General features: G+C 52.5%; 15 protein-coding genes. 10 read left to right on the top strand and 5 right to left on the bottom strand.

Annotation, left to right across the window (positions count from 1 at the left end; translation table 11 throughout):
- Positions 1 to 19: 19 nt before the first annotated feature.
- The gene (locus tag B9D94_RS22575; protein WP_148248020.1) at positions 20 to 580 is read right to left on the bottom strand and encodes an SLOG family protein; all 561 of its coding nucleotides are present in this window, start codon (positions 578 to 580) and stop codon (positions 20 to 22) included.
- Positions 581 to 704: 124 nt separating this feature from the next.
- Here B9D94_RS22575 and B9D94_RS22570 point away from each other — a divergent pair, with 124 nt between their 5' ends.
- On the top strand, positions 705 to 1583 hold the full coding sequence (locus tag B9D94_RS22570; protein ID WP_063478809.1) for a DUF6612 family protein: 879 nt from the start codon (positions 705 to 707) through the stop codon (positions 1581 to 1583).
- A gap of 144 nt (positions 1584 to 1727) precedes the next feature.
- Here the strand turns inward: B9D94_RS22570 and B9D94_RS22565 are convergent, their stop codons facing one another.
- Both B9D94_RS22565 and B9D94_RS22560 read right to left on the bottom strand, forming a co-directional pair.
- Positions 1728 to 2702, bottom strand: coding sequence for a DUF4871 domain-containing protein (locus B9D94_RS22565; RefSeq protein ID WP_148248019.1), 975 nt, complete (start codon positions 2700 to 2702; stop codon positions 1728 to 1730).
- Positions 2699 to 3217: an RNA polymerase sigma factor gene (locus B9D94_RS22560; RefSeq protein WP_040680375.1), complete on the bottom strand. Its 519-nt coding sequence runs from the start codon at positions 3215 to 3217 to the stop codon at positions 2699 to 2701. The genes B9D94_RS22565 and B9D94_RS22560 overlap by 4 nt, the downstream gene beginning before the upstream one ends.
- Before the next feature lie 163 nt (positions 3218 to 3380).
- On the opposite strand from B9D94_RS22560, the gene B9D94_RS22555 reads away from it, so the two are divergent.
- Positions 3381 to 3881, top strand: coding sequence for a hypothetical protein (locus tag B9D94_RS22555; protein ID WP_148248018.1), 501 nt, complete (start codon positions 3381 to 3383; stop codon positions 3879 to 3881).
- Between the two features lie 54 nt (positions 3882 to 3935).
- Positions 3936 to 4451 carry a mismatch-specific DNA-glycosylase gene (locus B9D94_RS22550; RefSeq protein ID WP_006208654.1) on the top strand — a complete coding sequence of 172 codons (516 nt, stop codon included), beginning with the start codon at positions 3936 to 3938 and terminating at the stop codon, positions 4449 to 4451.
- A gap of 100 nt (positions 4452 to 4551) precedes the next feature.
- Here B9D94_RS22550 and B9D94_RS22545 read toward each other — a convergent pair whose 3' ends face one another.
- Together B9D94_RS22545 and B9D94_RS22540 are read right to left on the bottom strand one after the other, a co-directional pair.
- Positions 4552 to 5406, bottom strand: a complete 855-nt coding sequence (locus B9D94_RS22545; protein WP_148248017.1) for a 1,4-dihydroxy-6-naphtoate synthase — start codon at positions 5404 to 5406, stop codon at positions 4552 to 4554.
- Positions 5403 to 6119, bottom strand: coding sequence for a futalosine hydrolase (locus B9D94_RS22540; protein WP_148248016.1), 717 nt, complete (start codon positions 6117 to 6119; stop codon positions 5403 to 5405). The genes B9D94_RS22545 and B9D94_RS22540 overlap by 4 nt, the downstream gene beginning before the upstream one ends.
- Before the next feature lie 187 nt (positions 6120 to 6306).
- On the opposite strand from B9D94_RS22540, the gene B9D94_RS22535 reads away from it, so the two are divergent.
- From B9D94_RS22535 to mmsB, 7 genes are all read left to right on the top strand, one after another.
- Complete coding sequence (locus B9D94_RS22535) at positions 6307 to 6906, top strand: TetR/AcrR family transcriptional regulator (RefSeq protein ID WP_148248841.1); 600 nt, start codon at positions 6307 to 6309, stop codon at positions 6904 to 6906.
- Between the two features lie 226 nt (positions 6907 to 7132).
- Complete coding sequence (locus tag B9D94_RS22530) at positions 7133 to 8140, top strand: substrate-binding domain-containing protein (RefSeq protein ID WP_006208659.1); 1008 nt, start codon at positions 7133 to 7135, stop codon at positions 8138 to 8140.
- Entirely contained in the window at positions 8130 to 10064 is a 1935-nt protein-coding gene (locus tag B9D94_RS22525) for a cache domain-containing sensor histidine kinase (RefSeq protein ID WP_148248015.1), read from the top strand. Before B9D94_RS22530 ends, B9D94_RS22525 begins: the two co-directional genes overlap by 11 nt.
- Positions 10061 to 11275 carry a response regulator transcription factor gene (locus tag B9D94_RS22520; RefSeq protein ID WP_148248014.1) on the top strand — a complete coding sequence of 405 codons (1215 nt, stop codon included), beginning with the start codon at positions 10061 to 10063 and terminating at the stop codon, positions 11273 to 11275. Before B9D94_RS22525 ends, B9D94_RS22520 begins: the two co-directional genes overlap by 4 nt.
- 342 nt (positions 11276 to 11617) lie before the next feature.
- Positions 11618 to 12703: a multiple monosaccharide ABC transporter substrate-binding protein gene (gene chvE / locus B9D94_RS22515; RefSeq protein ID WP_006208662.1), complete on the top strand. Its 1086-nt coding sequence runs from the start codon at positions 11618 to 11620 to the stop codon at positions 12701 to 12703.
- A 47-nt stretch (positions 12704 to 12750) separates the two neighbouring features.
- The gene (gene mmsA / locus B9D94_RS22510) at positions 12751 to 14283 is read left to right on the top strand and encodes a multiple monosaccharide ABC transporter ATP-binding protein (protein WP_148248013.1); all 1533 of its coding nucleotides are present in this window, start codon (positions 12751 to 12753) and stop codon (positions 14281 to 14283) included.
- Positions 14284 to 14285: 2 nt separating this feature from the next.
- The gene (mmsB, locus tag B9D94_RS22505; protein ID WP_148248012.1) at positions 14286 to 15452 is read left to right on the top strand and encodes a multiple monosaccharide ABC transporter permease; all 1167 of its coding nucleotides are present in this window, start codon (positions 14286 to 14288) and stop codon (positions 15450 to 15452) included.
- Positions 15453 to 15455 lie beyond the last annotated feature (3 nt).

Here is a 15455-nt window from a genome sequence, read left to right as displayed (position 1 = left end):
GTCATCGGGCTGACGACATTTAGTAATAATCCTGCGACGAATTCTCTTCGTCGGCAACGGCCTGTATTTCCTCTGACCCGATGCTGATGAAGCGGTAGCCGTCTGCGGCCTGTTTCTTTAATGCGCGCTCTTTAATGAATTTGGGGCTGGCTTCACCGTTATCTTCGTCGTAGACGAGCAGAATGCCACCGGTTTTACGGAGGAGGAGATCGTCTCTGGCCGTAAATTGCCAAGGTCCCTGATAGCTGTTCTTGCTGACAGGCGCATAGAAGTCCACCCCCTTCATCACTTCCTGGAAGTAGGCCTTCTTGTCGTCGTTCCACTGTTCCTCGGGATTCTGATAGGCCGTCAGAATGGAGCATCTAAGCTGAGGATATTCGGCTTTTAGTTCAATGGCAGCCTCAATGGCCCACAGGTCTACGCCATATTGACCAGGGGTGATGACCCACTGTAATCCCTCCTCGAGCAGTGGAATCAAGCGGCTGGCAATCGCTTTGCGGATATAGGGGATGCCCTGGTGTTTGTTATTGTAAATACCGAGCTCATGAGCCCGATAGCCGGTAACCAAAATGTTTTCCATCGAGCACGCTCCTTGATGAGAATAGGTTTAGTGTAACTTTTTCGAATATTTTGATCAACACATGTTACATATTGTATAAATTTGGGTAAGTACACGGGAATACATATTTTAGGAGGATATTCGATTGAAAAAATGGACAGCCGTATTACTTGGAGCAATTTTGATGATGAGCATTGCCGCATGCGGCAATGACAGCAAAGCCGGGGATGATGCCGCAGCACCGCCAACTACCGGACAAGAGACTACGACCCCGGCCGAAACGCCGCCGGTTGCAGAAGAACCGCAGGAGGAAGCCGCCCCGACGGCAGAAGAGCTTCTTCAGAAATCAGCGGAAGCTTCTCAGAACTTGAAGAGTTTTGCCATGAAGGCCGATATAAAACAGCACATTGTTATTGAGGGTGCCGAGAAGCAGGAGCAGAATGTCGATATGTCACTCGATTCGGAAATTACGCTGGAGCCGATGGAGATGATGCAGAACATCGCGATGGATTCCCCGGATGGCAAGGTCGAGATGAAGCAGTATATTACGGAAGACGGCATATACATGCATATGGACGGACAATGGATGCAGGTTCCGGCGGAGTCCGAGAAGGAAATCCGGGACAGCCTGGACATGGCGAATGCAAGTCCGGAGCAGCAGTTGGAGCAGTTTAAGGCGATAGCCAAGGATTTTACAGTGACGGAAGAAGGGGACGTATATGTCCTGACGGCTGATGTATCCGGGGATAACCTGAAGGAACTTGCCAAGACGATGATGAATCAAGCAGGCAACGATCCGCAGATGGAAGCGATGATGGATCAGATGGATATCAAGAGCATCAGCATTGTATATGGCGTACAGAAGGAGACGTATCTGCCGGCGACGACCGATATGGACATGGTCATGGAGATGGCAGCAGAGGGCGATAAGGTAACGCTTGACATGAAAATGAAGAGCGCATACTCCAAGCATGATGAGATCAGCAAAATCGAGGTTCCCAAGGAAGCCTTGAACGCCACATAATGTCGCTAACGGCTATTGAACAAGCGGAATATGAGATGATCATTTCTTCTTCATGAAAAAAGCTGCTCCGGTATTGCAGATGTTCTGCAGAACCGTGGCAGCCTTTTTTCATGAGGAGCCCCCCGTATGAATGGATGGAGGGGGTTATGGCGAATCGACCTCAACGATGACACTGCCGAACAATTGACCGTTAATGGAGGCCATAATTCTCCACTGCCCTGCCGAAGGCAGCGACATGGTGGTGGGTATGGCAGCATCGGCACCATTATGTTTTCCGGGTCTCAAGGTCGTCTCAAAAACATCGATGATCTTGCTTGTGTTTCTTTTTACTGCCGTAATGAACAGGTCCCCCGTCAATTCTTCGCTGCGTCCCCAGAAGTGCCACATGTATTTATTCGGCTGACCTGCGATAAACCCCGGATTGATAAAGCCCAGGCGCCCTTCCACGCCGGTCATGTCGTACACGCCGGATTTGAAGCTTGGACTTGGTTCCCAGCTGCTGTCAGGCACATGAATCACGATATCGCCGTATGGTTCATCATCCACCATTACATTGAATTTCCATAAACCGGAGAGCGGCATGCCAAAGCGGGAAGACACCCGGGTAAAGTCATTGTAAGCCATATCGGAAGTAATCTCCGTTTCGGCAAGCTCTTCGAGCGTTGTTCCTGTATCCCGGTGAACGGCCGATATGCGGATATGTTTACCCTCCAGCTCTTGTATCGGGGTGAACAAATTCCACCAGGCACCGGCTGGAGCGCCTGCGGCAAAATCTCCGCCCGGAATCGCCTGAAGTTTATCTACCCCGTTCTCGGCATATACGTTGTGTGGAGTCCATTCAGCCGAACCCCCTAAACCTTTGATCGGGACAAGCTGTTGAAGGGCAGGAGATTCGCGCCACCCCCAAACCGCAGCGATCAGAAGCAGGGTAAGAATACTTGCTGCCATGAAACGCGAACGGGCAGGGGACCTCCGCATGGTTCGGTCTTTCATTAATGAGCTGCTGCCAGCGCTGTTTAACACACGGGATTTCATGCTGCTGGTGAACATCGGCTCGTTAAAGGGAGAGGAACCGAGTTCCTGCATCCAGTCCGGCTGCTGTTCTTGTTCAGTTTTCATTGGACATCCTCCCCTTTCAACATCTTTTCCATTCGGGTGCGAGCCCGGTGTAGTCTGGATTTGATCGTGCCTTCGGAAATTCCGAGCAGTTCGGCCATCTCTTTTCGCGGCAGCCGGTAGTGGGATTCGAGAATGAGCACCTCCCGGTATTTCGGAGGCAGCTCCATGACGAATTTCCATATCTGCGAGACTGCGGCAGCGTCCATGAATTCTTTTTCCGCGGAAGGTCCGGTTTGCTTGGAGGTTATCCAGCCGGTTAAGGACACCCTGGTCATATAAGAAGACTTGAGATAATTCAAGGATAGGTTGCGGGTGATGGTCAGGAGCCAGGTCTTCACAGAGCTTCTGCCCTGAAAATCATTCCAATGCTGAAAGGCCTTCAGGAACACGTCCTGACTGATATCATCTGCCGCTTCTCTCTGTTTCGTCAGGAAGAATGCATAGTTCCACACGTCCTGGCCGAAGGATTCCATCAAGCCGTTTAGCACAGAGCCCGGATCGTTCACGGCTACCATTTGTTTCAGGTACTCCAATAGCATCACCTCATTTTATTAGACAATGGAAAAACCTCTCGGTTCCCGAATTTCATTGGGGAAATTGAAACAATTTAACAGATGAATCGTTTAAACGGGTAACAGATGTGCATGGCGTGCAGGAATTAAGGAAGGAGACAGGCGTATGAGTATATATTTTAAGGATAACTTTTTTAACGCAGGTAGAACAGATATGATGGACAGGGACGGCAGCATCATCGGGAGTCTGGATTTGAAGAGTGCTTTCGGCTCCTCCCTGGATGTGTATAATGCTTCAGGAGATCATGTATGCAGCGGGTCATTTCGTTTCTTCTCTAACAAATGGAACATTGCTGACGGGCACGGGGAAGAGCTGGGCATGCTGCGTATGCGGATGAGTTTTTTTACGAAGAAATTTGAATATGACGCGGGACCGCGCGGTGTCTATGAGATCACGTCACCGGCCTACTCGAACGAATATGAAATTGCGGATACCGCTGGGAGAGGAATAGCCCGGTTTTCCCGTATTAGCGGATGGCTTCAGCCTGGTGCGTTCGAGCTGCAGAATGACAGCGATACTCTGGGGGACTGGGAACTTGCTGCCCTGGTCATGGGCATTCACCAAATACGCAAGCGCAACAACCATGCCGCCTCAAGCTCCCATTAAAGGTCGTCATCGTCCGCAGCGTATCGGCTAGAGGTAACGATAGGAGGAGTCATAATGAACGAAGTCAGCGACCATCTGGACTATGGATTAACCTTGGTGTTTATCGGTTTTAACCCCAGCCTGCGATCAGGTGAAGTTGGGCATCACTATGCAAACCCGCGCAACAATTTTTGGAGGATTCTGCATAAGTCCGGCTTGACTCCGCGTTTATATGAAGCGTCAGAGGATGGGGAACTGCTGAAATTAGGATACGGGTTTACGAATATTGTGGCCAGACCCACACGAGGCGCTGAGGATATTACCCGAGACGAGTACAGGCTCGGAAGAGAGACTCTGCGGGAGAAGCTGGCGGAATACAGACCGGAGGTGGCCTGCTTTGTCGGCAAAGGGGTATATACTGAATTCAGCGGCAGCTCACGGGTGGATTGGGGACTCCAGCCAAACTCGGTTGTCGACGGCATTCATGAGTTCGTGGCCCCTTCCTCCAGCGGACTTGTGAGAATGCCCATGGATGAGATTATCGGGATTTACCGGCAATTGAATGATTACATATCCAAGGAGGAGTTCTAGCACAATTTGTCCGTGAGGTCATGTATTGGGAAAAAAAGAGGAAGGCCTGGAAGCTCCGGTGGAACCGGGCCTTGGCCTTCCTCTTTCCTAATGTTTGTTGTTATGGACGCTTCAGCAGGGCTGGATCGATTCGCGGTACAAGCCCTTCATCCGCCGCGCGATTCAACAGGGCCGAAATCGCTGCATAACCGTCTTCGCCAAGCTCTGCCGTAAATGGATTTACGTACAGATCAATGTGGGCATCGGCTACGTCGGGGTCCATTTCCTGTGCATGCTGAAGGACATAGGCTCTGGATTCCTCAGGATGTTCCCAGGCGTATTCCACCGAGGAGCGAATCCAGTTCGAGATGCTTGCCAGGTCCAGGGATCTGCGCGCTACAATGGCTCCCAGCGGAATCGGCAGATTCGTATCGGACTCCCACCAGCTGCCGAGATCCGTCATCAGCTTCAATCTGTAAGATGGATAGGTAAAGCGTGCCTCGTGGATAACAAGCCCGGCATCGACAGCCCCATCGCGCACGGCAGGCATAATCTGATCAAACGGCATGACCACGATTTCGCCGAGGCCACCCGGAATTTGCTGTGCCGCCCACAGACGGAACAACAGATACGCTGTGGAGCGTTCGCTTGGAACGGCTACCCGGCGGCCCGAGAGCGCAGCAGGACTGGCGGGGATTCCTCCATCTGACAGCTTGTCCGCAGTCAGAACGAGCGGGCCGCAGCCGCGCCCGAGTGCTCCGCCGCACGGCAGCAGGGCATACTCGTCCAACACCCAGGGTAGCGCGGCATAGGATATTTTCAGAATATCTTGCTCTCGATCTTCAGCAGCCCAGTGGTTGGTCATATCGATATCCGCATAGGATATGTCAAGCTCGGGCGCACCGGGGATCAAGCCGTGTGCCAGGGCGTGGAATACAAATGTGTCGTTGGGACATGGGGAAAAGGCGATTTTCATCGTAACACCTCCGGTAGTAATGAGCTTGCGGTTTCAAGCGCCTGCAGCGCTTCTTTGATCTTCCATGCGCTGCGGTCCCGCGGACCGACCATGTTGGAGATGGAACGGATTTCGAGCACGGGGACGCCGGCGGCAGCGGCGGCCGTGGCGACGCCGAATCCTTCCATAGCCTCAGCGGCGGCGTTTGGCACCCGGTTGACCAGTCGTTCGGCCGAAGCCGCTGTTCCTGTGGTCGTGGAAACCGTGAGCACAGGACCGAGGGTTACGGCGGCACCGGCCCGATTCAGGGCACCCGCAAGCTTGCGGGCGGACGCTGTATCCACTTGAATGCGGTCCGTACCGAAGCCGAGCTCCTGGACACTGCTGAAGCCGTCCTCGGTTTCGGATCCGAGATCTGCTGCAATGATGGCATCCGCAATGACAATGGAGCTGACTTCAGCCTGGCCGGCAAATCCGCCGGCAATACCTGCGCTGATGACAACATCATAAGAGACCTGTATGAGCTGGCGGGCAGTCACCGCAGCAGTGGCAGCGGGACCGACTCCTCCTGCAATAACATCAAATCCGCTTGCATGGCCCAGACCGCGCAGCACGGCATCTTTCTCGGCATCCACCGCCGTGACAATCAAGACACGCTGCGCAGGCGAATGTGGCGAGTTATACGTTTCGGCTGTCCTAAGAGCCGCCGAGTTTGATTGGGAATGATCCTGCATGGTTTATAATCTCCTTCTTGGCAGTAACGCTAAACTTCTTATCCCTTACGTTATAACGTTCTTGCGGCTGTGTAAAGTCTTCCGTCCAGGTTGAGTCTGGACTTTATGCAAGGACAGCTTTTACAATATGAAGTGTAATCAGCGTTAACTTACATACATCATGACTAAATTCGGAGGTTGGATAGCTTTGCGGAAGAAGGGTGCGAATGGACAAGAAAGCCGGGCAAGACTATTGATTGTTGCTGCCAGTGAATTTGCGAGGTCAGGATACCATCAGACGAAAATTAGCAGCATCGTTTCCCGGGCAGGATTGACGCAGCCGTCATTCTATTTGTATTTTGAGAGCAAAGAGGCCATTTTTAAGGAGCTGGTTGAGAAATTTCGAACGAATCTTAAGACGCTGATCGAGGGCAGCAGAGTGGAAGGTGGGATTGATGAGGATGACGTGTCCAGCCGTCTGCTGGGCGTGCTAAGGGAGTTATTTGCGTTTCTTGCCAAAGACCCGGATCTGACGCAGATCGGTTTTTTTATCGGGGATGACTCGGCTATCGTCAAAGCTGAGATGGCAGAGATGCTGGAGAGATATTTGAAGGATGAGCAGCGGGATGGTCTCTTGGACCGTGAATGCGATATGCGCATCGTCGCGGAAAGCTTGGTGGGTGTCATCGAGAGGCTAACCGCTCAGCAGCTTCTGACAGAGAAACGGACTTCAGAGGATCTTGCGTGTCACGTGGTGAATCTATTCATGCACGGAATTCGAATGGATCCGGTTAAGGGGTTTTCATAAGGATATTGAAGCATTCCAGGCTGATAAGAGATGCTTGCAATGATAAAAAACAGGCTGTCAAAGGTAGGGATACCTGTGGACAGTCTGTTTTTTTGTGGCTGCTACTTGTTTTTCTGATGGGGGGTTTGATCTTGTTCAAACAATTGCAGTATATTCTTAATACATTATGTAACCGATTGCAGTTGAAATTGACATTACCTGGGATGGGGAATCGGGGGCGTTTTTTATGAAGAAAATGATGCTGGTGTACGCTGCTCTTATTTTGGCTTTTCTGACATACGTGTTTATGTACCGATTGGAGGATCGGCGCACTTCGGCATGGGAGGAGGGAGGGCTGCACGGCAGCATAGGCGAGAATTATGTCATGGTGACCTTTCAATCGGGCATGGAGTATTGGAAAAACATTCTGAAGGGCTTCGAGGACGGAGGGGACGCTCTCGGCGTGTCCGTGGATTACCGCGGCTCTACGCAATATGACGTGGAGGAGCAGATCACTGTACTGGAACAGGTCATCGCCAAGCGGCCTGCCGGCATTGCCTTGTCAGCCATTGATTCCAAGGCGCTTACGTCTACAATCAATAAGGCAGTGGATGCCGGTATTCCGGTCGTGCTGTTTGACGCGGACGCGCCTGACAGCAACGCATATTCTTTTTTGGCGACTAACAATTACGAGGCTGGTGTTGCAGCTGCGGATAAAATGGCTCAGTTGTTAGGCCGTGAAGGAGAGGTCGGGATCATCACCCAGCCCGGACAGCAGAATCATGATGACCGCTCGGAGGGTTTCCGGGAAACTTTGACCCAGAGATATCCGGCCATGACGGTAGCGGAGGTCAAGGAAGGGAAGGGCGATACGCTCGTAGCCAAAGGAGCCGCCGCCGACATGCTGGACAAGCACCCTAATCTCAAGGGAATTTTCGTGACGGAGGCCAGCGGCGGGATGGGGGTAGCGGATGCCGTGATTGGCGCGGATAAAACCGGAGAGGTCGCCATCATCGGATTCGATACAAATAAAGGGACACTCGACCGGATCTCCGATGGTACCATTGCGGCAACGATTGCACAGGGAACGTGGAATATGGGGTATTGGTCCCTGCAGTATTTGTTTCATCTGCACCACGGACTAACCGTGCCGGCTCCGACCCTCGGCAATGATGTCTCTCCGCTTCCCACCCGGGTGGATACCGGGATTTCGATTGTGACCCGAGAGAATGTGAATGATTATTATGCGAAATAGAAATGAAATGGAGTCCTGGCGAGAAGGCTTGCTGCGCTGGCTGCGATTTGGAGACCTGCCGCTGAGATACAAGCTGGTCATCCTGTTTCTCATGATTGGTATTCTGCCATCGATTGCACTGGGCGTGCTGGTCAATTGGACAGTCAACCGTATCGTGGACCAACAAGTCACCTCCAATACCATTCAATTGATCGGGAAAGTCAATCAAACTCTGGACAATGATATGGAAAATCTTCAGAATATCACTTATTTGATCGGGTTTGACCAGCGGATCGAGCGGTTCCTGAATGGTGATATTCAAGGGGACCGACCGGCAGCTGAAGCCGGAGGCGGAAGCAGAGCCCTTTCTCAGTCCTCTCAGGTGAAGCAGGACAACGAGGAGAACTACGAAATCAAGCGCTATCTCCAAGGCTACACAACGCTGTATCCGGAAATCGCGTCCATCCTTCTGGTTAATCGCGAAGGAGAGTATATCAGCAACGAGATGTACGCCCGCAGCCCGGGGAGTTTAACCGGGGAAGCCTGGTATCGGGAGGCCGTTTTGAACGAGGGGATTTTTACGGTGCTCGGACATCCGGTCGACCGCAAGGTGACCACCCATGTTCATTATGGCGACGAAGAGCTGGTGTCGGTTGTGCGTTCGTTCGTGGACCCGGACACAAGGGAAGTGACCGGAGCGGTATTGATCGACTTGAAGCTGCGGGCCGTGGCGAGAGCGGTGCGGGATGTCACGCTTGGCAAAAGCGGATATTTGATGGTCACGGAAGCGGGCGGCTCAAGCATCTACACACCGGAGGATTCATTAATTCCGGCCATTCCGCCTTCATGGCTCCCGGATAAGGAAGGCGGCGCGGTGATACGTGAGGTAAATGGAGAACGGCTGCAATTGATTTACGGCACGTCTTCTTTTACCGGTTGGCGGACAATCGGCGTATTTCCGACCAGCGAATCGGTGTATGAGGTCCGGGAGATCCGATTTTACATGATTTGTTTCTTGTTTGTGGTGTGTCTCTTTGGCGTCGCCGCATCCTATACACTCTCCCAGTCGATATCAAGACCGATCTGGCAGCTGATGTCGTTCATGCAAAAAGCGGAATCCGGGGACCTGACGATCCGTTACTGGGGAAATCGACAGGATGAGGTAGGTATGCTGGGGCGAAGTTTTAATCGGATGCTGCAGCAAATCCGCAAACTGATGAAGCTGAGCGAGCTGCGCGAACAGCAGAAGCGGGAAGCTGAGCTTCGCAGCCTTCAGGCCCACATTAGGCCGCATTTTCTGTACAACACGCTGGATACCATTCATTGGATGGCCCGCAAGAAAGGGGCGGACGATGTATCCGATCTGGTGGAATCCTTGTCAAGGCTGTTTCGGATCGGTCTCAGCAAAGGGGATGACATCATTCCCATGCCCGACGAATGGATGCATATCAGCAGTTACCTGCAAATCCAGAAAACGCGTTACCGGGACAGGCTGCAGGTGGAGATGTATGTGTCTCCTGAGGCCGAGAAGCTGTACGTCCTGAAGCTGCTACTGCAGCCGATGGTGGAAAATGCGATATACCACGGGATAAAAGCCCGCCGAGGACCGGGACGCATCGGCATCAAAGCGGAGGTGAGCGAAGATGTTCTATTCCTATCCATTCAGGATGACGGGGCAGGCATGGCACCGGAGCGGCTTGCGGAGCTCCGCAAACAGCTTGCTGATCCCGTAGCGGCCATGGAGGGACATTCAGAGCAAGGGACTGGCCGAAGTCGCAGTTACGGCATGCTGAATGTTCAGGCTCGCCTCAGGCTGACGTTTGGCCACAAGTATGGAATCACATTGGAGAGCACAGAAGGCAAGGGGACGAGGGTGATCATTGCGCATCCGCTGCTGCATACCCTTCCCTCGTCATCTGGGCATGATGGGAGCGACAGTTTATGAATAAGACATACCAGGTACTGATTGCTGACGATGAACCGATTATCCGCGAGGGAATCCGGGATGCCGTGGATTGGGCGTCACTGGGCATGGAGGTGGCAGCCGAGGCGGAGGACGGCGAGGAAGCGCTGGAGCTGGCGCTTGGCCGGCCTATTGATATCATGCTGGTTGACATGAATATGCCGTTTATGGACGGCATTGCCCTCATGAGGCGAATGAAGGAGGAGCGTCCCGAATGCCGGTTCGTCATTATTACCGGTCATGATGAATTCGCGTATGCACAGGAAGCGATCCGGCTCGGGGTGAAGGACTACATATTGAAGCCCGTGAATGCACAGCATCTGGTCCAGGTGCTGGGAAGCGTGCGGGACGAGCTGGACGATCGGCAGATTCAGGAGGATTATCTGAAGAAGGCATCCGAGCAGATCGAGAAGAACATACCGCTGCTACGGGAGCGTTTTCTCCTCGAGTGGATTCACGGCCTGCTGGATGAGGAGGAGGCGCCGGGGCAGCTTGATTTTCTCGGTTTGCCGCCCTGCCGCCCCTCCCAGGTCGGCATCGCACGATGGCCGGAGCTGAATACGCCGCAGCCCTTGATGAAGGAAAGCGACTGGCAGCTCTACTTGTTTGCGATGGAGAATATTATATCCGAGCTGCTTCACCCTGCCCCTCACATTCTGTTCCGCGATCATGCCGGATGGATCGGAATCTGTATATGGGGAGAACCCGCGCTTGAACTGGCTGCCGATGCAGAGCAAACGATTCAGAAGTACTTGAAGCTGACGGTAAATGTTCACATGGAACCCGTGCAGGAAGGAGCTGAATCGATTGCGGCTGCCTATGAGGCGTGCCGGGAAGGGGTATTCCGGGAGGCTCAGCTCTCTCCGCTGGTGCGGCGAGCAAGGCAGCTGATCCAGGAACAATACGCCGTGCGGGAGCTGACCCTGGAGTCTTTTGCCCATACTCTGCAGGTTTCCCCGGTTTATTTAAGCCGTACTCTAAAAAAAGAGCTGGGAACGTCGTTTGTGGCTTTTATTACCCAGACACGCATTCGAAAAGCCATCCAGCTGCTGAATTCCACCGATCTGAGCATTCACGACATTGCCGAGCAGGTCGGGTATGACAGCCAGCACTATTTCAGTACGGCATTTAAGAAGGTGATGGGCGTTTCGCCTAACGGCTACCGCAAGGGAGCGGCTTTTCAGGAGCAGTGAGCTGACGCTGCAGTCCTGAAGCAGTATGTGTAGAGGCCGACTCCGGCAGGATCATGGTTCACGAAGGACGACCAATCAGGGTCGTCTTTTTTTTGTTTGCCTGGCCCAAGATCCGTCTTATCGTCTGACAACGTAGGCAGGGTGGATTTGCACAGCTTCACAGACAAGCGGCCGGGACGAATTCATGTTATCAGCAACAAAAGTATGAAATTTATAAAAAAGGTTGTTTTCGTGGAAAGACCGCTTCATTGAGGAAGTGTATCCTTTTTAGTACAGAGAGGCTTTGGAAAGTCGAATTTGTAAGCGCTCTCGATTCAACTTTTCGGAAAGGGGAACACACCGATGAAGAGAGGAATGTTAGGGGGGCTTATCGTGGCGCTGCTGCTGGCCCTGACGGCCTGCAACCTCGCCGAAAGTCAAACCGGGGACGCTCAGAAGGGATATGTCGGTCTTGCCATGCCAACCAAATCTTCCGAGCGCTGGGTGGCTGACGGGAAGAATATGGAGCGGATTTTTCAGGAAAAAGGATATAAAACCGATCTTCAATTTGCCGAAGACGTCATTGAAAATCAGATTTCGCAAATCGAGAACATGATTACTAAAGGGGTCGACGTTATTGTGATTGCTTCCATTGATGGCAATACGCTGACCGACGTCATTAAGAAGGCCCATGATCAGGGAATCAAGGTCATTGCATATGACCGGCTGATCCGCAACACCGAGCATTTGAGTTATTATGCCACCTTTGACAATTTTCAGGTCGGGGTTCAGCAAGCTTCCTACATTGAGAAAAAGCTTGGCTTGAAGGAAGGGAAGGGGCCGTTCAATATCGAGCTGTTCGGCGGATCGCCGGACGATAACAATGCTTACTTTTTCTATGACGGGGCGATGTCCGTCCTGAAGCCCTACATGGACTCAGGTAAGCTTGTGGTGCGGAGCAAACAGACAACGATGGCCCAGATTGCTACGCTGCGCTGGGACGGTGCGCTGGCCCAATCGCGGATGGATAACCTGATCAGTGCCAACTATTCCAGCGAAAATCTGGATGCGGTGCTGTCACCCTATGACGGGATCAGCATCGGTATTATCTCTTCACTCAAAGGCGTAGGTTATGGAACAACGGGCAAGCCGCTGCCGGTCATTACGGGCCAGGATGCGGAGCTGGCCTCCATCAAGTCGATTGTAGCCGGTGAACAGACGCAGACCGTGTTTAAGGATACCCGGCAGCTTGCTGAGCAGGCGGTCAAGATGGCGGAGAGTGTGCTGAAGGGACAAGAGGCTGAGGTCAACGATACCGAATCGTACGACAACGGTATTAAGGTCGTTCCGGCTTATCTCCTGCCGCCTGTATCCGTGGATGCTTCCAACGTGGAGAAAGAGGTTGTGGAGACGGGATATTACTCGAAGGAAGAAATCGGATTGAAATAGTATCGGGGTCGCTATGAAGAAACAAAACGATGGGAAGGTGAAGCCTTATGTCAGAGTACATTCTTGAAATGCGAAACATTACGAAAGCGTTTCCCGGTGTGAAGGCGCTGGACAATGTGAACTTGAAGGTGCGCGAGGGCGAGATCCACTCCTTGTGCGGGGAGAATGGAGCAGGCAAATCGACCCTGATGAAGGTGCTGAGCGGCGTATACCCGCACGGCACGTATGAGGGCGACATTCTGTTCCAAGGCACGGTGTGTGAATTCAAGGACATCAAGCAAAGCGAGGAACTGGGCATTGTCATCATCCATCAGGAGCTTGCATTGATTCCTTATTTGTCGATTGCCGAGAATATATATCTGGGCAACGAACGGGCCGAGAAGGGGATCATGAACTGGAACGAGACCATGACGGGAGCAAGGGAACTGCTGGATATGGTGGGGCTCAGTGAGAATCCGAATACGCAGGTTGGCAGCATCGGCGTTGGCAAGCAGCAGCTGGTCGAAATTGCAAAGGCCTTATCCAAGAAGGTGAAGCTGCTTATTCTTGACGAGCCGACAGCGGCGCTCAATGAGGACGATAGCGAGAATCTGCTGGAGCTGATGCTGGAGTTCAAGAGGCAGGGGATTTCCTGCATCCTCATCTCCCATAAATTGAACGAAGTATCGAAGGTCTCGGACTCTGTCACCATTCTGCGTGATGGTCAAACCATCGAAACGCTGAATATGAAGGGTGGCGAGGTGGACGAGGACCGGATTATCCGCGGGATGGTCGGCCGGGATTTGACGAACCGTTATCCGGAGCGGACTCCGAAGATCGGGGAAGTTATCCTGGAGATTAAGGACTGGACGGTGTATCACGAGCTGCAACCAGGCCGAAAAGTAATTGACAACGTAAGTTTGAATATCCGCCGGGGGGAAGTCGTGGGCATTGCCGGGCTGATGGGCTCCGGCCGGACCGAGCTTGCGATGAGTATTTTCGGCAGAGCTTACGGCAGGAATATTACCGGGACACTTCAGAAAGACGGCAAGGATATCCGAAATCACTCCATTACCGAGGCGATAGAGAACGGCTTTGCTTACGTGACGGAGGACCGTAAAGAATACGGCCTGATCCTGATGGACGATATCAAGCGCAACATCTCGCTTACCGGATTGTCCAAGCTGGCTAGGAACATGGTCATAGATGATCGGGAAGAAATACTTGTGGCGGAGGACATGCGGAAGAAACTCAAGATTAAAACGCCGAACATTCTGCAGAAGACGGGGAACCTCAGCGGGGGTAACCAGCAGAAGGTGGTCTTGAGCAAATGGATCTATTCCGAGCCGGATATTCTGATTCTGGATGAGCCGACCCGCGGGATTGACGTCGGGGCGAAATACGAGATTTATGCAATCATCCACCAGCTTGCGAATGAAGGCAAGGGCGTGCTTGTCATTTCCTCGGAGCTGCCCGAAATTTTGGGGATCTGCGACCGGATCTATGTCATGAGCGCGGGACGGATCACCGGAGAAGTCAGCAGAGAGCAGGCTTCACAGGAAACCTTGATGAGATACATGACCAAGAATGGAGGGGCATAAGCATGGAGACACTCAAGAAAATGTTTAAAAACAACATCCGTCAATACGGGATGATCATCGCCCTTGTTGTCATTATGATATTTTTTCAGATTATAACGGGAGGGCTACTGCTGGAGCCGATTAACATCACGAATCTGATTCTCCAGAACAGCTACATCCTCGTACTGGCCATAGGTATGGTGCTTGTCATCATTACGGGTCATATTGATTTGTCGGTCGGTTCGGTAGCCGCCTTCGTCGGAGCTGTTGCAGCGATCATGATGGTCGATATGCAGCTGCATCCGGTCATTGCCGTGCTCGTATCCTTGATTGTCGGCGGCCTAATCGGGGCTTGGCAGGGATTCTGGGTGGCTTATGTGAGGATACCGGCGTTTATCGTAACCCTGGCGGGCATGCTTTTGTTCCGCGGACTGACGATGATTGTACTGGAGGGCCAATCCATTGCGCCGTTTCCGGGAGGCTTCCAGAAGCTGAGCTCCGGCTTTGTTCCGGATTTCAGCAACACAGGTACCAATCTAGTCGCAATTCTGGCGGGCATCATCTTTACGGTTATTTTCCTGATTAATGAGCTGCTGGAGCGAAAATCGCATAAAAAATACAACTTCGAGGTACTGCCAAGCGGCTTGTTCCTCCTGAAGCTGGTGCTCATCGCAGCGGTAATTAATGCCTTTACGTATATGCTGGCAAGTTACGCCGGTTTGCCCAATATTCTGATTCTGCTGCTGGTGCTCATTATCATCTATTCCTTCGTGATGAACAAAACCGTGATGGGCCGTCACATTTATGCGCTTGGTGGCAATGAGAAGGCAGCGGCCCTGTCCGGGGTGAAGACTAAGAAGGTCACGTTCTGGGTATTCGTCAACATGGGCGTGATGGCAGCGATCTCCGGTTTGATTTTTGCTGCTCGCTTGAATGCTGCGACACCGAGAGCGGGCACGAACTTTGAGCTGGATGCTATCGCAGCGAGTTTCATCGGCGGAGCCTCCGCTACCGGCGGGATCGGGACGGTCTTCGGCGCGATCATCGGAGGACTCGTTATGGGCGTACTTAATAACGGGATGTCGCTCGTAGGCCTCGGTATCGACTGGCAGCAAGGCATCAAGGGTTTGGTTCTCCTCGCGGCAGTAGCCTTCGATATCTATAACAAAAAGAAGAGCAGTGCCGCTTAATTT

This window comes from Paenibacillus sp. Cedars, assembly GCF_003184205.1.
GTDB classification, from domain to species: Bacteria; Bacillota; Bacilli; order Paenibacillales; family Paenibacillaceae; genus Paenibacillus_AQ; species Paenibacillus_AQ glucanolyticus.
This window is presented reverse-complemented; position numbering and strand designations above follow the sequence as displayed.

Bases quoted from the DNA above. Each gene is read 5' to 3' on its own strand.
- B9D94_RS22575 (WP_148248020.1), bottom strand. From the start codon at position 580: ATGGAAAACATTTTGGTTACCGGCTATCGGGCTCATGAGCTCGGTATT.
- B9D94_RS22565 (WP_148248019.1), bottom strand. From the start codon at position 2,702: ATGAAAACTGAACAAGAACAGCAGCCGGACTGGATGCAGGAACTCGGT.
- B9D94_RS22560 (WP_040680375.1), bottom strand. From the start codon at position 3,217: ATGGTAGCCGTGAACGATCCGGGCTCTGTGCTAAACGGCTTGATGGAA.
- B9D94_RS22555 (WP_148248018.1), top strand. From the start codon at position 3,381: ATGAGTATATATTTTAAGGATAACTTTTTTAACGCAGGTAGAACAGAT.
- B9D94_RS22550 (WP_006208654.1), top strand. From the start codon at position 3,936: ATGAACGAAGTCAGCGACCATCTGGACTATGGATTAACCTTGGTGTTT.
- B9D94_RS22545 (WP_148248017.1), bottom strand. From the start codon at position 5,406: ATGAAAATCGCCTTTTCCCCATGTCCCAACGACACATTTGTATTCCAC.
- B9D94_RS22540 (WP_148248016.1), bottom strand. From the start codon at position 6,119: ATGCAGGATCATTCCCAATCAAACTCGGCGGCTCTTAGGACAGCCGAA.
- B9D94_RS22530 (WP_006208659.1), top strand. From the start codon at position 7,133: ATGAAGAAAATGATGCTGGTGTACGCTGCTCTTATTTTGGCTTTTCTG.
- B9D94_RS22525 (WP_148248015.1), top strand. From the start codon at position 8,130: ATGCGAAATAGAAATGAAATGGAGTCCTGGCGAGAAGGCTTGCTGCGC.
- B9D94_RS22520 (WP_148248014.1), top strand. From the start codon at position 10,061: ATGAATAAGACATACCAGGTACTGATTGCTGACGATGAACCGATTATC.
- chvE (WP_006208662.1), top strand. From the start codon at position 11,618: ATGAAGAGAGGAATGTTAGGGGGGCTTATCGTGGCGCTGCTGCTGGCC.
- mmsA (WP_148248013.1), top strand. From the start codon at position 12,751: ATGTCAGAGTACATTCTTGAAATGCGAAACATTACGAAAGCGTTTCCC.
- mmsB (WP_148248012.1), top strand. From the start codon at position 14,286: ATGGAGACACTCAAGAAAATGTTTAAAAACAACATCCGTCAATACGGG.